Source organism: Rathayibacter sp. AY1H3 (assembly GCF_002932015.1).
This window is the reverse complement of sequence record NZ_PSUU01000022.1, coordinates 1-16,784: the sequence shown is the minus strand read 5'-3', so window position 1 is coordinate 16,784 and position 16,784 is coordinate 1. Positions and strand designations below refer to the sequence as shown.

Genomic DNA, 16,784 nt, shown 5'->3' with positions numbered 1-16,784 from the left:
GGTTCTCCGGGGTCAGCGCGCTACTCCGGAGCGGCGCGCGCGATGTGGAGGGCCAGGAAGGCGACCTCCTCGTTGGGCAGGGCGGCCTGGTACTCGGCCGCCACGAAGGAGCGCACGCGCTCGGCGGAGGCGATCGCGCGCGGGTAGCGGGCGCTGAGGCTGGTGAAGAGGAAGTCGTCCTCGCTCTCGAGCAGGCCGCCCGAGAAGAAGCGCTCGGCGAAGTACTGCAGGTGCGCCACGAAGCGGGCGGAGCGGAGGTCGTCGCGGTCGAGCGCGGCTCCGCTGGAGTGCTGGATGATCGCGGTCACCGAGCGGATGAGCTGCACGATCCGGAGCGAGTCGATCCCGACCTTGCCGAGCTCCGCGTTGGCGAGGTGGAACGCGACGTTCGCGGCCTCGTCGGCGGGCAGCTCCACGTCCAGGCGCTCGCGCATCCGCTCGACCGCCCGCTCCCCCACCGCGTACTGCACGGGGTAGACCGTCCGCATCTCCCAGGCCAGCCGGTTGGCGACCGAGAGCCCGCGCCGCTGCCGCTCCACCGCGAAGTGCAGGTGGTCGGTGAGCGCGAGGTACACGTGCGGGTCGAGCTTCAGCCCCTGCTCCTCCGCGTCGGCGACGACCGCGCGGGTGAGCTCGACGAACTCCGGCGGGATCTGCGCCAGGAGCTCGACGAGGTTGCGCTGATCCGAGTCGTCCAGCGCCACGAACACCTGGTCGACGCTCGAGGGCTCGATCGCCTCGCCGGCCTTCGCTCCGAAGCCGATCCCCCTGCCCAGGAGCACGCGCTCGACGCCGCGCTCGTCGACGACGAGGACGACGCTCGAGTTGAGCACCTTCTTGATGGTCTGCATGCGTGTCTCCGTCGACGGCCGCGTCAGGGCTGGGGTGGGGGTGGCGGGGCCTCTGCCCGGAGAGCCGGACGGCGCCTCCGGGCAGAGGAGGATCATCCCAGATCCGCGCCGTTGGAGGCGATGACCTTCTGGTACCAGAAGAACGAGTCCTTCCGGTAGCGCTCGGTGCTGCCGTGGCCGAGGTCGTCCATGTCGACGTAGACGAACCCGTAGCGCTTCGAGATCTGCGAGCTGGAGGCGCTGATCAGGTCGATCGGCGCCCAGCTCACGTAGCCGAGCAGCTCCACGCCCTCGTCCACCGCCTGGATCATCTGCTCGAAGTGCGCGCGGAAGTAGTCGATCCGGTACGGGTCGTGGACCCGGCCGTCCTCGGTCAGCTCGTCGCGCATCCCGAGGCCGTTCTCGACGATGAACAGCGGCTTGCCGTAGCGGTCGTAGAGGTCGATCAGCGAGATCCGCAGGCCGGCGGGGTCGATCTGCCAGCCCCACTCGCTCGACTCGAGGAACGGGTTCTTGACGCCGAGGACCGTGTTGCCGGGTGTGCGCTCGGCGTCGGGGCGCACGGACTCCGTCATCGACATGTAGTAGCTGAACGAGATGAAGTCGACCGGGTGCTCGCGCAGCAGCTCGACGTCGCCCGCCTCGAACGGGATCTCGACTCCGCGGCTCTCGAGCGCCCGCAGCGCCAGGCGCGGGTAGGCGCCGCCCGCCTGGACGTCGGTGCAGAGGTAGAGCATCCGCTCCTTCGCCTGCGTCGCCGCGACGTCGTCGGGGTGGCAGGTGTTGGGGTAGGTGGTCAGCATCGTGAGCATGCAGCCCATCCGCGACTCGGGCCACAGCTCCTTCAGCGTCCTCGTGACCGAGGCGGAGGCGACGAACTGGTGGTGCAGGGCCGTGTAGCAGGCCTGCTCCACGCTGCCCTCGACGGTCTCCTCGATGATCCCGCCCGAGGTGAACGGGTGGCGGATGATGCCGTCGATCTCGTTGAACGTCAGCCACATGTCGACGAGGTGGCCGAAGCGCTCGAAGCAGGTGCGGGCGAAGCGCTCGAACAGCCCGATCGTGCGGCGGTCGACCCAGCCGTTGTGCTTCAGCGCGAGCGCGAGCGGCGGGTCGTAGTGCGAGAGCGTGACCAGCGGCTCGATCCCGAGGCGCCGCATCTCGGTGAAGAGGGCGAGGTAGTAGGCGATGCCCTCCTCGAGCGGCTCCGCCTCCTCCCCCGTCGGGTAGAGGCGGGTCCAGGCGATCGAGACGCGGAGGGTGGTGAAGCCCATCTCGGCGAACAGCGCGAGGTCGCCGGGGTAGCGGTGGTAGAAGTCGATGCCGCGGCGCTTGGGGTAGTACTCGGTGTCGTCGTCGGACATCGCCGCCGTGATGCTCTCCACCGTGTTGCGGTGGTGGATCGCGTACTCCTTCGGGTCCGCCTTCGGCTTGTAGGAGGCGACGTCGCTGACCGCCGGGCCGCGCCCGCCCTCGCGCCACGCGCCCTCGACCTGGTTGGCGGCGAGGGCGCCGCCCCATCGGAATCCGTCAGGAAGCGCCATCGGCGAGCTCCTTCTCTCTCTGCGTCACGGTCATGATCCGGTCGCCGGCGGTGATCCGCTCGGCGGCCTCGACGAGCACGGTGTACTCGGCGGAGTTGGTCACGAGCACCGGGGTCGTGGTGTCGTAGCCGGCCGCGGTGATCGCGGCCAGGTCGGCGGTGAGGAGCAGCTGCCCGGCCTCGACCCGGTCGCCGACCGCGACGTGCGCCTCGAACGGCGCGCCGTCCAGCTGCACCGTGTCGATGCCGACGTGGATGAGCACCTCGACGCCGTCCGCGCGGCGGAGCCCCACGGCGTGGCGGGAGGAGAGCAGCGCGATGACCTCGCCCGCGAACGGCGCCCGGACGGCTCCGTCGGTGGGGCGGATCGCCAGCCCCTCGCCGAGCACGCCGGCCGAGAACACGGGGTCCGGCACCTCCGAGAGGGGGATGACGGAGCCGGTGAGCGGCGCCTGCAGCGCGAGCGGGCTCCCGGCGGCGGCCGCCACGTCGCCGAGCGCCTGGACGCTGGCGGAGGCGTCGTCGCGCCAGATGACGAAGGAGACGACGAACGAGACGGCGACCGAGATCAGCAGGCCGATCACGGCGTTGAGCAGGTTCCAGGGGTTCAGCCCGTCGATGAACATCGAGATGCTCGCGACGCCGGGGCTGACCAGCGCGAACGCAGCGACCTGCGTGGCGCCGATGTAGGCGCCTCCGACAACGCTGCCCGTGATGACGGAGACGAGGGCGCGCTTGTTCTGCAGCGTGACGCCGTAGAGCGCCGGCTCGGTGATCCCGAAGAGGGCCGAGAGGCCGCCCGAGAAGGCGGTGGCGCGGAGGGTCGCGCTCTTGGTGCGCAGGGCGATCGCGAGGCTGGAGCCGGCCTCCGCCGCGTTGTGGGCGAGCGAGGAGGCGAGGTAGAAGGTGTCCTTCCCCGCGCTGGCCATCGTCGCGATGGTCGGCGGGATGAAGGCCTTGTGCATGCCGACCGAGATGATCAGCGGGAGCACGCCGGCCAGCAGCGCGACGGCCACCCAGCCGAGCGCCCCGTAGAGGCCGATCATCGCGCCGGTGAGCATCGAGCCGAGCCAGTAGCCGAGGGGGCCGAGCAGGAAGATCGTGGCCGGGGCGACGATCACGAGGCACATCAGCGGCACGTAGAACGTGCGGATCGGGCCCCACGAGTGCTTCGTGAAGAAGCGCTCGACGACCGAGAGCAGCAGCACGGCCAGGATGGCCGGGAACACCTGGGCGTTGTAGGCGATGACCGGCACCGGGATGCCGAAGAGCGCGACGCCGCCCTCCTGGTTGAGCAGCGTCGTGAACGCCGGGAAGACCAGGACGCCGACGAGCCCGAGCGCGAGCGGCCGGTTCACGTCGAGCTTCTTCGCGCTCGTGTAGGCGACGAGCAGGGGCAGGAAGCCGAACACCGCGTCCGGGATGGCGGACAGCAGCTTGAAGTTGTCGGAGGCGGGGTCGAGCCAGCCCAGCGCCGAGGCGAGGACGAGGAACGACTTGAAGATGCCGGCGCCCGCGATGGCCGGGATGATCGGCGTGAACACGCTGACCACGAAGTCCATGATCGTCGCGCCGAGGCGCTTGAGGGAGCGCGGCTGCTTCGCCTGCGCAGTCGACGTGGTGGTGCCGCCGCGCAGCTTCTCGACCGCCGCGTACATCTCGCTGACGCCGCTGCCGACGATGACCTGCGTCTGCGGGCCGGTGACGACGCCGATCACGCCGGGCACCGCCTTCAACGCCTCGACGTCGGCCTTCGCGTCGTCCGCCAGCGCGAACCGCAGACGGGTCGAGCAGTGCTGCAGCTTCGCCACGTTGGCGGCGCCGCCGACGTGCTCGAGGATCGCCTTCGCGCTCTCCTGGGTACTCATCGGTACTCCTCCGGGTGTGTGGGGACGCGCGCTTCCCTGCGCTGTGCTGCCCGGCCGTCCGTCGCCGTCCCCGCCCCCTCCGGCACCGTCATCGGTGCTCCGGCGGAGCGTCAGGAGGCGTCCGGGCACAAAAAAAGGACCCGACGACGCTCAATACGCGTTTCGTCGGATCCTGCCTGCACGACCAGTCACATGTCCGAGAGCGAACGTAACACGGGGGCGGGTGGGGCGTCAAAGACGCGGCGGAGCGGCGGGACCGGCCCCGTTCCGGCGTCCTTCGGCTGCTTCACGCTCTCGGAGGACGGCCTCCTCGACGATCCGGACGATCTCGTCGACGTCCTCGTGCTCCCAGAAACGGAGGGAGGTCCAGCCCGCCTCCTGCAAGAGACGGTCGGTGTCGCGGTCGCGTTCACGATTCCTGCTGACCTTCTCCGCCCAGAAGCCGGCGTTGGTCTTCGACACCGTGTGGTGCACGGGGCAGCCGTGCCAGAAGCAACCGTCGAGGAACACCGCGATCCGCTGTTTCGGGAACGCGACGTCGATCGTCCGCCTCGAGGAACCGGGCACCTTGAGTTGGAGGCGATAGCGGAGACCTGCAGCGTGGAGCGCTGATCGGACTCGCAGTTCGACCTTCGTGTCGCGCCCGCGGTTCGAGAGCATCGATCGCCGGACACCGTCGCTCGAGGCCCAGGACATCGGTCGATCGTATTGGGGCCGGGCCTCCATCAGCTGATTTGCGCCGGTAGCTTTGTCACATGACTTCCGGCCCCATCCGCACCCTCGATCTTTTTGCCGGCGCGGGAGGCCTGACCGCCGGTTTCCACGCAGCCTCACCTCGGATCGAGACCGTCGCAGCAGTCGAGTGGGAGATCGCGGCAGCCGCTTCGTTCGAAGCGAACTTCGGTCGCGGGAAGGCCTGGGCCGGCAGCATCCAGAGCTGGTTGGCCGAGTCGGAGATGCCGACGGACATCGACATCGTCATCGGTGGTCCACCCTGCCAGGGCTTCTCGACGCTCGGGAAGCAGGACGTCGAGGACGAGCGCAACGACCTCTGGAGGACCTACGCGGAGACGATCCATCGGGTCCGTCCCAAGTACTTCGTCGTCGAGAACGTCGCCGCCTTCATCAAGTCGCCGCAGTTCCGCGAGTTCGAGGCCGCAGTCCAGCCGGGCGAGATCCTCGAGGACTACGCGTTCGAGTGCCGGATCCTGAACGCAGCGGACTACGGAGCGCCTCAGGCGCGCAAGCGTGCCGTGCTGATCGGACACCGGCGAGACCTCCCTGCGCCGGGCTTCCCTGTCCCTACCCATCTCGGGAACCACCGCACGGTACGAGACGTTCTCATGATGGAGCACCGAGTCTCCTTCGAGACGATCGACGAGCGCAGTCTCGCCGAACGGTCGATCGAGTTCGCGGGCAAGATCTTCAAAGGCCCGTACTCCGGACTCGAGCTCCACACCAGTAGGAAGTACTCACCGCTGTCGCTTCAGCGCTTCGAAGAGATCCCCGCCGGCGGGAACCGTTTCGATCTGCCCTATGAGCTCCAGGCCGACTGCTGGCGGAAGCACCGCACCGGTTCCGCGGATGTGATGGGCAGGCTGCACTGGGACAAGCCCGCGGTCACGATCCGGACGGAGTTCTTCAAGCCCGAGAAGGGGCGGTACCTGCACCCGGAGGCCATGCGGTCGATCTCGCTCTACGAGGCGGCGATCCTGCAGGGATTCCCCACGGACTACAAGTTCGTCGGGTCGCGGACGGCGATCGCGAAGCAGATCGGCAACGCGGTACCGATCCCGCTCGGCGCGGCGATCGCGAAGCAGCTCGTCGAGGTGCTGAACGGTGAAACTCCAGCGGCGCTCGGCCCCGTAGTGTTCCGCCCTCTTGAGCGGGCGTCGGTGCCGCGGGAGGAGCGTGTTCCTCTCTTCTGACCCGGGTGTCTTCTTGAGCATTCGTCCGTTCTGAACGACGCCTGTCGTCGTTATAGGCTTCGAAGATCATCGTCCAACGAAGGATCAGTGGTCTCATCAGCACCGACATGTTCTACGGAATGTTCGCTCTCTACGCTCGTCAAAACGGTGTTGAAGCAGCGGCAGAATCCATGGCGGGCGTCCTGCCGGTCGAGATGCTCTCCGCTCTCCGCGAGCGGTTCGACTCGGACCGAAAGAAGGTCGAGGAGGGCGGACCGGTCATCATTTCCGCGGGTCGTCCCGACTGGTACCCGGGCCCCACGCCGAAGGACAAATTCTGGAACGCCCTCTACCGCCAGTTCCAGTCGGAGGAGTGGAGCGACGAGAGGCTGCTGAGCGTCAATAAATCCTCGAACAAGGTCGTCGCGCACACGGAGCGCACGGACAAATCGAGCTGGAAGACGCGCGGACTCGTGGTCGGGTACGTGCAGAGCGGCAAGACCACGAACTTCCTCGCCACGGCCGCCAAAATGGCCGACCTCGAGTACGGGCTCATCATCGTGCTCTCGGGTATCCACAACGCCCTTCGAAAGCAGACACAGATGCGTCTGGAAGAGGCCCTTGCTGGTGTTCCTGCGAAGGACTGGTTCCGCCTCACCGAACTGAACCGCGACTTCCGCCTGCCCTCGTTCGACGCGGCCGCCCTTCTCTCCGGAAATCAGACCGGCGTCGCGGTGGTGAAGAAGAATGCTTCCGTACTCAGAAAGCTCAAGAAGTGGCTCGAGACGGACGGTGCTCGAACGGCGCTCAAGGAGCGTCCGATGCTGATCATCGACGACGAGGCCGACCAGGCGTCCATCGAGACGAAGACCATCAACCCCCTGATCACCGACCTCCTCAAGCTCGCATCGAAGTCGACTTACATCGGCTACACAGCCACCCCGTTCGCGAACGTCTTCATCGACCCCTACGACACAAGCGACCTCTACCCGCGGGACTTCATCCTCAGCCTGCCCCGTCCCGACGGATACTTCGGACCGGAGAAGATCTTCGGCCGAGATGTCGTCGCCTCCGACCTCGGCCCTTCGGACGAGCCGGAGGACGGATATGACATGGTGCGCATCGTGCCTGACGACGACGTCCCGAAGCTTCGACCTGGGACGAAGGATGCGGCCTCATTCGAACCGGAGCTGACGGCGGGGTTCGCCGACGCGCTCGATTGGTTCTGGCTGGCGACCGCGGTGCGTCGGGCTCGCGGCGACGTCGGCCACAGCTCGATGCTGGTGCACACTTCGGTCAAGACATCGGTCCACGAAGCCTTCAAGCCGATGATCGAGGAATATCGCGCTGCAACCGCGACCGGACTCGCGAGAGACGACTCGGCAACCGCGAGACGTTTGGAGGAGGCCTGGGAGCGCGAGAGCCGCCGGGTACGGCCCGTTTCCGCCGATCGCGCAGTATTCACGTTCGCAGAGCTTCTGCCGTTCCTCCGACGCGCTGTCGATGACTCCAGAGTCGTACTCGACAACTTCCGCAGCACTGACCGACTCGATTACAACGCAGAAGCATCACAGGTCGTCATCGCCGTCGGAGGCAACACCCTCTCGCGTGGTCTGACGCTCGAGGGCCTCGTCGTGAGCTTCTTCGTGCGAGCTGCCGGGACCTACGACACCCTGATGCAGATGGGACGGTGGTTCGGGTATCGGACCGGGTACGAGGAACTACCCCGCATCTGGATGACGGGCGAGCTGCGCGAGAACTTCCGCCATCTGTCCCGCGTCGAGTACGAGATGCGGGACGACATCGACCGCTTCCAACGGGAAGACATCACCCCTGCGCAAGCCGCGGTGCGCATCAGCACTCATCCGGCGTTACGAATCACTGCGAAAATGGGAGCAGCGTCGCCCCTGTTCGTCTCGTTCGAGGGTCGTCGCTTCCAGACCCGGTACTTTCGCAATCGTGACGACCAGTGGCTCAAGCAGAATCTGGCTGCTGCCGGCGATCTGTTGAAAAGCTGCGCAGAGGAGAACCTCACCTTGGGGACGAGCACGATCGGAGCTCGGCTTTATCGTGATGTACCCGTGCACCTCGTCCAGCGTTTCCTCGGCGCCTACTCCGTCCATGAAGATTCGAAAGATGTCGATACGGCGTTGATGAGCGAATACATCGCCCGCAGCAACGCCTCATCCGAGAGCTCACTTCACAGGTGGTCCGTCGCGATCGTGGAGTCTCCGAACGGCAAGGAGACGACCGTCGGCGATTTGAGCGTGCGCATGGTGACTCGAGGTGTAGTGGATGATAAGGACTACCCACACCCGGGGCGAGCAGACATCAAGACGCTGATGAGCAAAGAAGATCGCGTACTCGATCTCGACATCTCGAGAGCGAAGGCGCGTGAGCTGGCCGAGAAGAAGCTGGATCTGCACCGTAATGAGGACGGTGTTCTGAAGTACCAAGGTCTCCTCGTTCTTTATTTCATCGACCCCAATGGGGGGGCAGAAGGGGGCCAGCAGCGGCAGCGACTGTCGATGAACGCGGTCGAGACGCCTGTAGGCATTGGCGTCGTCTTCCCCAGTCAGTCCTCGTCAGAGCTGCGAGTCGCTGCTTCGAAGGTGTCGGTCGACCTGTCCGCGATGGAGATCGAGACGCCGGACGACCGTGCAGAAGGTATCGGCGAAGACACGGAGACGGAATCGCCGGCGTGAGTCCCCGATCCTCCACGGCCGGCGCTTGGGCCGTGCTCAGCCGACCCTCCGAGAGCCGTTTCGAGTCCTACTCACTCAGAGAGGTCGGCGCTAGGCACGTCCGCGCCGCCCTCGACGACGAAGGTCACCGCCATCTCCTCGTTCCGCTCAAGGCGAGACCGAAGCAGCTTCCGCAGAACGGCGAGGTGGTGGTCTTCGACGTGTTGCCCCTGGCCTTCGGCGACGAGACAGGCCTCGTCCTCGACATCGCCTGCACGGACGTCTCCGTGCACGGTGAATTCGACCTATTGATCGATGAGGTGACCGACTCGATCGAGACGCTCGAAACGGCCGGTGCGGCAGCGCTGGATGCCGTCGACCGTTGGCGGCGCCTTCTGGCTCTTCAGCGCACGAAACGGCTGTCGTTCATCGAGCAGATGGGTCTCGCAGCCGAGCTGATGTTGCTGGAGCACGCACTGAGCATCGACGCGACTTCGATCCCGTCCTGGCGCGGCCCGTTCCGAGAATCGCATGACTTCGAATTCGCCCGCGACTGCATAGAAGTCAAGGCTCTGGCCGGTGCCGCGACCGTCGAGATACACGGGCTCGAGCAGTTGTCGGAACACGAGGCGAAGAACCTTCATCTCGCTCTGGTCGAAGTTGCCGAAGCAGACGACGGGGCGACAGTCATCGAGACGGCCCGACGCCTACGCGATCGGTACGGCGACGATCTCCATAGCCCCCTGTCCGCGGCTCGCCTCGACCTGGAGCAGGATGACAGCACTCTCGCGCGATTCGTCACCGGCTTCGTGATTGTGATTCGGGTCACCGGTGACACACCACGATTGAGTGTGTCCGAAGGTGCGTCCTCGGAGGACTTCTCCGGAGTGAGCTATTGCATTCGGACGGCGGCTCTCCTGCCCTACAGCTCGGGACAAGATCTCGACACACTCCTGAAAGAGGTCCTCCATGCCTGAGTGGTGGTCACAGCGTTTCGCGCCCGAAGGATCGGCGGCCGCCGACGGCATCAAGAAGCAGCTCGGTCAGCCGCGGCTCGACCCGCTGACCGTCCTGGCTCGCGAAGCCGCGCAGAACAGCTGGGATGCTCGGGCCGGCCGAGAAGTGCGATTCAACATCGACATCTCGCGCCTCGGGGACCGCGCGGACGTGTGGCGGGATCGCTTCCAGTCGAATCTTCCGAGCGCGAGCGGTCTCTTCAATTCGACCGAGTGGAACGCCGACACTCTGGTGATGACCGTGAGCGACAGAGGGACGGTCGGTCTCGGTGGTCCCACCCGCGCCGATCTCCGTGTGGAGCAGGACGAACGTCCTGACTTCGTCCAGTTCCTCCGCAACGTCGGAGAACCCCGCAATCAGTCCCTGGGTGGGGGCACCTACGGTTTCGGGAAGGGCATCTATTACTCGGTGAGCAAGGCGAGCGCGATCCTCGTCGATACTCACGCGGTCGACCGCAAGGCGGGGCGGCGCGTCATGGGTGCGGCGATGACGCACAAGTGGGAAGACGGCGACGAGGTCTACACCGGGCGTCACTGGTGGGGTGACATCGTGGGCGGCGTTCCCGACCCGGTCACCGGTGAAGAGGCTGCAGCTCTGTCCTCCGAACTCGGTCTTCCCGGTTTCGCCGAGGGAGAGCACGGCACGGACGTGATCATCATCGATCCGAGCCTCGGAATGTTCGACACGGACCGAGACCGCACGGTCGAAGAGGCGATAGCATATCTGCGCTCATCGATGGTGTGGCACCTGTGGCCGAAGACGATCGAAGCTCAGGAGGGCGTCGTTCTCCTCTCGACGAGTGTCAATGGGCTAGTCGACCAGGTCCCGTCCGCCGATCGGATCCCCTCGATGCAGGCGTTCGTCATCGCTCTCGAGAAGGCCCGCCGACAGGAAGGCCAGAAGTACGAGCGGAAGCGCGAGCCGTTCGACGTAGGCGTGTTGGCTCTCCAGATCTCGGAGGCGCATCCCTCCGACTCTGAGGAGTTCGGTGCTGCCTGCCCTCTCGAAGGTCCGAGGCGTCACGTCGCCCGCATGAGGCAGGTCGAGCTCGTGGTCGACTACTTCGTCGGCGAGGAACATCCTGATCCTCGATTCGGCTACGCCGGTGTGTTCATCGGCTCCGAAGAAGCGGACGAGGTCTTCGGGCGAGCGGAGCCGCCGACACACGATGCGTGGGTCCTCGCCGGTCTTCGGGGTACAGATCTCGGCGTCGTCCGTGATCTCGGTCCGTTCCTCCGCGCGCGCATCCAGAACGAGGTGAACCCTCGGCGAGCGTCGAAGGCGAAGTCCGAGACCGCCGGTCTGGGCCGCCTGGCAGCTCGTCTGGGTTCGGTGACCAGGAGTTTCTCCGGTACCGGCGCAGGCGCGGACGGACCGAGCACCACCGGCGGCGGTAGCGAGGGAGAGGGCAGTGGTGGGGGTGGCGGGTCCCGAAAGAGACGTGCCGCGAAACCCCGGTTCGTCGAAGGCCCTGACGTAGTCGTGGAGAACGACACTGCTTTTCTTCGGGCGCTCGTCGAGGTGCCGAGTAGCGACGAGGGACAGAGCGTGATCGCCACCGCTCAGATCGTGCTCGAGAGCGGTGGAACGGAGGAGGACCCACCGGAGGGGACGGCCGGACCAGAATTCGAATGGCGAAGCGAGCAGGACGATCTCCTCATCGCGGGACCGATACTTCCTTCGGCTCCTGACGCCGGTGAGCGATGGTGGCTGACCGCCACTGTCGTCGACGACGCGGCAGTACGCCTGTCCGTGGATTGGAACAACTGACGTGGTCGACTCTGTCGCGCCCTACAGGACCCCCCGACCAGGGACGATCAAGTGGTCACTGCCTGATCTCCTCGACGGGGACGCCTGGATCCCGCTCGGTGAAGAGATCGAGGGGTGGGACCCTTCCATGGATCTGACTATCCGCGGTTCCGTGGAGATGGATCCTCAAGCCGTCGAGACCGAGACGGGCCTCGGCCTGGACGAGATGGCGCTCGTCGTCTCCTGGTCCTGCTCATCCAGTCGATTCCGAGCCGCCGCTCCTCGACAAGCCCTGACCCGAAGCGGAGTCACTCACTTCATCGTGACACTGCCGGGCGATCGCCTGGACGGGAACGTCGAGGTCACCACCGCGGTCGTGGCGCTGCCCCGTGCAGACGTCGGCGCCGGAACGGCACGTCGACGGGGATCCGTCCTCACCGACCGCCGTTTCACCGTCGCGCTCGAGGGCACCGTCGGAATGTTCCCGGTGGAGATCGTCGACTTCGCCAAGACGCGGTTGCCGAACAAGGCGAGCTGGCACCTCGAGACGTCTCAGGAGCTGGACCAGACCTTCTTGGCGGGATTCCGCCTGCAGATCAATGAGCGTGATTCCGAACTGACGAAGGCGATCGGCTCTCGCAACCCGAGTGATCGCGAACGGATGCTGCTCGACGCGCTCGAAGAGGGCGTGCTCGGGCTTCTTCTCGAATCCGCGTCGATGCTCCAGCACGAGCTGACCGCGGAATCGTCGTGGGAGGACGACACTGTCGGCCACGTCCTACATTCCCTCCTCACCCGCGCGGATGATCTCGGATCCGTGCCGACCGTTCCGGCGGAACTGGCCATGTGGCGTTCCTCGATCATGTCCAAGGTTCGCGGTCTCGGGGTAGGGCGGCAGATCGCATGATCATCTGGCCCCGACTGAGTAGAGCAGTCGCATCCGGTGAATGGGAACGGGTGAAGAGCGCGAAGGCGGCGACCGGCTCTTCCCTCCTCCGTGACGTGCAGTGGCGAGCAATCGGTAATCGCGCGGACGAACAGGAGTTTGCGCGGCTCCGCGAGCGAATGACGGAGCTCGCGCAGAGCCACGGTTACCCCGAGTCGACGTCGTCGGACGCGCTCGGGCGCTTCGACCGCGAAGCAGCCTTCGTTGTCAGAGAACTCGTGGACGTCCCTTTCGCGGAGGCGGCCGCCGGCGACGTCTGGTCCTTCGTCGCGTTCGCCGTCCTACCCGAATTGACGGAGTGGCGCTTCGGCCGGAAGAACAAGGAACGTTGGATCGGCAGCGACCTGACCCGTCACACGTGGGCTCGACTCTGGTGGCAGGGTGAGGCCTTCCGCCCTGAACCGGAGCTTCTCCGTCAGCTCTCCGAGAGCGATCTGAATCAGCTCTTCGAACGGCGATCGATCGGAGGTGACGGCCCCCTGGTCCGCGCTCTGGCTCGGTCCTTCGCGGACGTCTCCGACGAGCGCCGAGCTGTCGTTCGGGACACGACGAAGAGGATTAGGCGACTCCTCGCCTTCGTGCAGTCCTCAGCTCTCGAGCCGGATGAGATCAGGACTCTCGTAGAAGAGGTGGTGCAACTCTCGACGGCAGCGGTCACCGGAACGGCAGCGGTCACGAAGGATCAGCAGACAGCGAGCGGCGCGGGTTCGGCAGAGGTCGTCCCCGACGCAGACGTTCCCGATCGGGCACTCGGTCTCGTCGAACCGTCCTACCTCGCCTACAGCCGCCCGGCTGCGCTTTCGGCCACTCAGCTCCTCGAGTCCTCCGCACTCGAAGACATGATCGAGAGCGCCGTCGCGATAGAGGGCCCTGTTCTGCAGTCGAGGCTGCGTCGACTGATCGCAGGAGCGGTCGAGGACGAATCGATCCTCGGTTCCGCAGACGCGGCGATGGGCTCCGCCATCGAGGCGTTGCTCGAAGCACGTCGAATCGAGGCCGACGACTTCGAACTCCCTGGGTTGGGCTCCCAGCGAGCACTACGAGTGGTCGGGACTTCAGACGTCCGAGTGCGTCCGCTCGGTGCGCGACGTCTGCTGGAGGTACCCCTGCGCGAGGCGCTCGCAGCCGCCCGCCTCGCACCGGAAGACAATCAGACGAGCCGGATGGAGCATCTCCTCGCCTTCTACGGCCTTCACGACATCGACGTGCTCGATCGAATGGTCCTGCTGCAACTCGCGAACGCCGGCATTTGAAGAAAGTGATGCTGCGCTCTACGAGCGGGAGGCCATTCCCCTCCCAGTTCCGTGCGGGAAGCTCGAACGCCTCTATCGATGTCTTGACATTTTCTTATGTCGGTGGCTGATGCCAACGATCCGGTGTGTGCCGGGTCCTCGCCACAGAGCATCGGCGGATTGAATCTCTCAGCCTGTCACTCTTGCCTCATGGCGCCGGAGACGTCATGTGAGTCGATGAATCTGCTTCTCGACCGCAACGCGCTGGTCGGCTCGAACGACTTCTTCGATCCACTCGTATCTGCAGCTCACGCTACCGCCATAGCCACCGCCGAGATGTATTGAAAGCAGATCCCGACTTACCCACTACCAGGATCGGCCAGGAGGAACAGCATTTATCATATTTGATCCACTTGCAACAGTCGTCGACTTCGGCGCGGTCGAGCCGGTCGAATGAACCCCAGCTGATCCTTTGAGTAGTTCTGCGTAATTTCAGCCCTAGCGCTTTGATCTGGCGATAGTCACCAATATACTCGAACGATGTCATTCACTGTGAAAGAAGCTCAGCCGCGTCCGGGTTGGTTCGCTCGACGCGAATCGCATCAACACTTCGCGAACGGGCTTCGTGTGGCTGTCAATGTGTTCGGTATCGTTTCTTTCGGAATTGGAGTTGCAGCGGTTTTTCGCGCACAAACGCCTGAAATCGGGGGCACCGCGCTTGTCACGCTCGGTGCAGTTGCGGTCCTACTCGCCGCGATCGGGAGGTTTCCTGACCGATTCAGCGTGGGTCAGTGGGAGGTCGAGTTCAAACGTGATTCCTTGGAAGAAATCTTAAGCATAGTGAAGGCGGAAGCTCCCGACATTTTCGATCAGGTCGCCGCGCTAGCACGAGGAGGAACGCGCACTCCTGACGCCGTCGATGCGGCCGTCAAAACGGCTGAGGCGTCTGGTGAGGACGAGAAGTCCTTCGAGAACGAGTTAATCGACCAGAATTCGGCTGGGCGTTTAGATCTACCCGATCTTCGAACAGAGGTCGACGTATCCGTACCTTCGAAGGGGAGGCCGCCTCGCGTTGACGCAGTTTTCTCATTGCGAGGAAAGTCGGTGGCAGTCGAATTCAAGAACAACTGGACTCGATCGATCTCGAACTTAACTCGTCAGCGATTGAATCGCGTTCTTACTAGTCCGGACTTTATCGCCGCCGCTGTTGTCGTCCCGCGGCAGTTCATGCGGGCGGCGGTGCTGGATATTGACGACCGCCGGATTGTGGTCGTATCCCCCGATCAGGTACACGACCTGGTACGCATAATCGAAGCGCAACTCGACTCCCTCAGGTGATAACCTGAGCTTCGACGTCAGAACTGTGCCCCACTTGGAGGTTTCGACGCCTGGACCACCGGCCTTCGTAGACGCGACTCCTTTGGTAGACGCGCCTTCGAGCTTCAACCGACGCCTAGTCCACCGTCACGATCGCTAGCCTGCAAGAGCCCGCCCCACGAGCTGCTCAATAGACCCGCAGTACAGCGCCGCGGCCCGCGGTAGCCACTCCCTATGGCCTGATTCGTGTCGTCCGAGGCGGCAACGATGATTCATCGGGTCCCTAGCGGACACCATGCGCTGCCCGTCCGAGACCTCCTATGCTCTGTGGTGCTAAGCCCAGCCAAGGGCGACGACGAGCCGGGAGTTGTTGGTCGCGGAGACAACGTCGTAGGGGTCGATCGGAGTGCCTGGGCGAGTCCGTCTCGGGTGTCCTGCGGGCGTGAAGCCTGGTCGAGCGAGGCTCTCGCTGGCTAGTGCTGCTCACCGAGATCTCGATGCGCCGCGCTACGCGGGCTACTCGAACAGCACTTTTCTCGCGAGGCGGGCTGATTGTCCAACAAGCCGTTAGCTGCGCGGGCTTCTGGATCGATCGTTCCGCTCAATTCAGTCCATCCAGCGACGACTGACGAAGGGCCTGTCCGGTGCGCGCTGCCTTCGATCTCTTGCGATTTGGGAGGTCTCTGATATCTAATGACTCAAGAAGTGCCATCTGTTTTAGCGAAGGAGACATCATGCGAGTCAACGCGTACTACTCCATTAATCCAAGCGACCCGGACGTGCACCACGTGCACTCTGATTGCCCGACCGGCCAACAGATTCCTGCCGCGAACAGGCGACAGGGCACCAGCGGCTATCGCCAGTGTCGGACTTGCGCCTCGATGTAGGTAAGGGATCTGCAAACTGAAGAGAAGCTCGTCCTCGCGATTCGTCAGCCCTAAAGGCGAGTCGCGAGGACGAGCGCGAAACCGTCATACCCCGAGTCGCCGTCGGCCGCGACGACCGGCGCCGTCGCCCGCGCCGTCCCACAACCGGATCGCCGAACGCGGCACGGGCCCAACGACATACAGGCCCCACGCGAAATCCACCGGAGTCCCGTCGAAGCTTCGACGAGCACCACGTGAGTCGGCGCCGACGGGTCGATCGAGGCCCCTCTCAGCTCCGCGATTCTGGTCTGCGCAACCGACATCTGTCGCCCGCGCCACGCCCAGGCTTGACCGAGGGGCAGTCGAGGTGTTCCGTGCGCCGCGACGAAGATCAGGCCCGACGCGAGCAGGAACGCGAGGACGGCGGCCACTGCGCCGATCGCGGGGATCGACCAAATGCGACGCGACCTGTTCGGTCGGATGAGTGCGATGACCGTCACCAGGAAGGTCAGAGTGACGACTCCTGGGACGAGCGCGGTCGTCGCGTTCAGGAGCCCGTAGTTGCATTCGCCGGAGGCTCCGCCGCACCGATCGACCGCCAGGTGGTCGACCAGGACGAAGAAGGACAGGACGACACCGAGGACGAGCAGGAGGACGAGCAGCAGGATCGCGGTAACGCGGTCCGCGCGGGCGGAGAGGCGGCGGCGGGGCGGCGGCGACTCGGGGTATGACGGTTTCGCGCTCGTCCTCGCGACTCGCCTTTAGGGCTGACGAATCGCGAGGACGAGCTTCTCTTCAGTTTGC

General features: G+C 65.1%; 13 protein-coding genes. 9 read left to right on the top strand and 4 right to left on the bottom strand.

What is annotated here, in order from left to right:
• Positions 1-20: 20 nt before the first annotated feature.
• From C5C33_RS10050 to C5C33_RS10035, 4 genes are all read right to left on the bottom strand, one after another.
• Positions 21-851 carry a PRD domain-containing protein gene (locus tag C5C33_RS10050; RefSeq protein WP_104225973.1) on the bottom strand — a complete coding sequence of 277 codons (831 nt, stop codon included), beginning with the start codon at positions 849-851 and terminating at the stop codon, positions 21-23.
• Between the two features lie 92 nt (positions 852-943).
• Positions 944-2,395, bottom strand: a complete 1,452-nt coding sequence (locus C5C33_RS10045) for a glycoside hydrolase family 1 protein (RefSeq protein WP_104261027.1) — start codon at positions 2,393-2,395, stop codon at positions 944-946.
• Entirely contained in the window at positions 2,382-4,262 is a 1,881-nt protein-coding gene (locus C5C33_RS10040) for a beta-glucoside-specific PTS transporter subunit IIABC (RefSeq protein WP_104249725.1), read from the bottom strand. The genes C5C33_RS10045 and C5C33_RS10040 overlap by 14 nt, the downstream gene beginning before the upstream one ends.
• Positions 4,263-4,493: 231 nt before the next feature.
• Positions 4,494-4,958 carry a very short patch repair endonuclease gene (locus C5C33_RS10035; protein WP_219814944.1) on the bottom strand — a complete coding sequence of 155 codons (465 nt, stop codon included), beginning with the start codon at positions 4,956-4,958 and terminating at the stop codon, positions 4,494-4,496.
• Positions 4,959-5,017: 59 nt separating this feature from the next.
• On the opposite strand from C5C33_RS10035, the gene C5C33_RS10030 reads away from it, so the two are divergent.
• The 9 genes from C5C33_RS10030 (at position 5,018) to C5C33_RS18500 (ending at position 16,711) form a co-directional block, all read left to right on the top strand.
• The gene (locus tag C5C33_RS10030; RefSeq protein WP_104261025.1) at positions 5,018-6,190 is read left to right on the top strand and encodes a DNA cytosine methyltransferase; all 1,173 of its coding nucleotides are present in this window, start codon (positions 5,018-5,020) and stop codon (positions 6,188-6,190) included.
• 119 nt (positions 6,191-6,309) lie between these two features.
• Complete coding sequence (locus C5C33_RS10025) at positions 6,310-8,874, top strand: Z1 domain-containing protein (protein WP_181136231.1); 2,565 nt, start codon at positions 6,310-6,312, stop codon at positions 8,872-8,874.
• Positions 8,871-9,830: a PD-(D/E)XK motif protein gene (locus C5C33_RS10020; protein ID WP_308471174.1), complete on the top strand. Its 960-nt coding sequence runs from the start codon at positions 8,871-8,873 to the stop codon at positions 9,828-9,830. The genes C5C33_RS10025 and C5C33_RS10020 overlap by 4 nt, the downstream gene beginning before the upstream one ends.
• Positions 9,823-11,640 carry a hypothetical protein gene (locus C5C33_RS10015; protein WP_104261022.1) on the top strand — a complete coding sequence of 606 codons (1,818 nt, stop codon included), beginning with the start codon at positions 9,823-9,825 and terminating at the stop codon, positions 11,638-11,640. Before C5C33_RS10020 ends, C5C33_RS10015 begins: the two co-directional genes overlap by 8 nt.
• A gap of 127 nt (positions 11,641-11,767) precedes the next feature.
• Positions 11,768-12,526, top strand: coding sequence for a hypothetical protein (locus C5C33_RS18505; RefSeq protein WP_181069078.1), 759 nt, complete (start codon positions 11,768-11,770; stop codon positions 12,524-12,526).
• 50 nt (positions 12,527-12,576) lie between these two features.
• A complete protein-coding gene (locus C5C33_RS10005; RefSeq protein ID WP_146082349.1) occupies positions 12,577-13,818 on the top strand; it encodes a DUF6339 family protein in 1,242 nt (413 codons plus the stop codon).
• A 102-nt stretch (positions 13,819-13,920) separates the two neighbouring features.
• Positions 13,921-14,142: a hypothetical protein gene (locus C5C33_RS10000; protein ID WP_146085772.1), complete on the top strand. Its 222-nt coding sequence runs from the start codon at positions 13,921-13,923 to the stop codon at positions 14,140-14,142.
• A gap of 195 nt (positions 14,143-14,337) precedes the next feature.
• Complete coding sequence (locus C5C33_RS18235) at positions 14,338-15,135, top strand: hypothetical protein (RefSeq protein WP_146085771.1); 798 nt, start codon at positions 14,338-14,340, stop codon at positions 15,133-15,135.
• 1,219 nt (positions 15,136-16,354) lie between these two features.
• Positions 16,355-16,711, top strand: a complete 357-nt coding sequence (locus tag C5C33_RS18500; RefSeq protein ID WP_181136229.1) for a hypothetical protein — start codon at positions 16,355-16,357, stop codon at positions 16,709-16,711.
• The last annotated feature ends 73 nt before the right edge of the window (positions 16,712-16,784 follow it).

Coding starts and splice junctions, on each gene's coding strand:
- C5C33_RS10035 (WP_219814944.1), bottom strand. CDS start 4,958: ATGTCCTGGGCCTCGAGCGACGGTGTCCGGCGATCGATGCTCTCGAAC.
- C5C33_RS18505 (WP_181069078.1), top strand. CDS start 11,768: ATGGATCTGACTATCCGCGGTTCCGTGGAGATGGATCCTCAAGCCGTC.
- C5C33_RS10045 (WP_104261027.1), bottom strand. CDS start 2,395: ATGGCGCTTCCTGACGGATTCCGATGGGGCGGCGCCCTCGCCGCCAAC.
- C5C33_RS10025 (WP_181136231.1), top strand. CDS start 6,310: ATGTTCGCTCTCTACGCTCGTCAAAACGGTGTTGAAGCAGCGGCAGAA.
- C5C33_RS10015 (WP_104261022.1), top strand. CDS start 9,823: ATGCCTGAGTGGTGGTCACAGCGTTTCGCGCCCGAAGGATCGGCGGCC.
- C5C33_RS18235 (WP_146085771.1), top strand. CDS start 14,338: ATGTCATTCACTGTGAAAGAAGCTCAGCCGCGTCCGGGTTGGTTCGCT.
- C5C33_RS10050 (WP_104225973.1), bottom strand. CDS start 851: ATGCAGACCATCAAGAAGGTGCTCAACTCGAGCGTCGTCCTCGTCGTC.
- C5C33_RS10030 (WP_104261025.1), top strand. CDS start 5,018: ATGACTTCCGGCCCCATCCGCACCCTCGATCTTTTTGCCGGCGCGGGA.
- C5C33_RS10040 (WP_104249725.1), bottom strand. CDS start 4,262: ATGAGTACCCAGGAGAGCGCGAAGGCGATCCTCGAGCACGTCGGCGGC.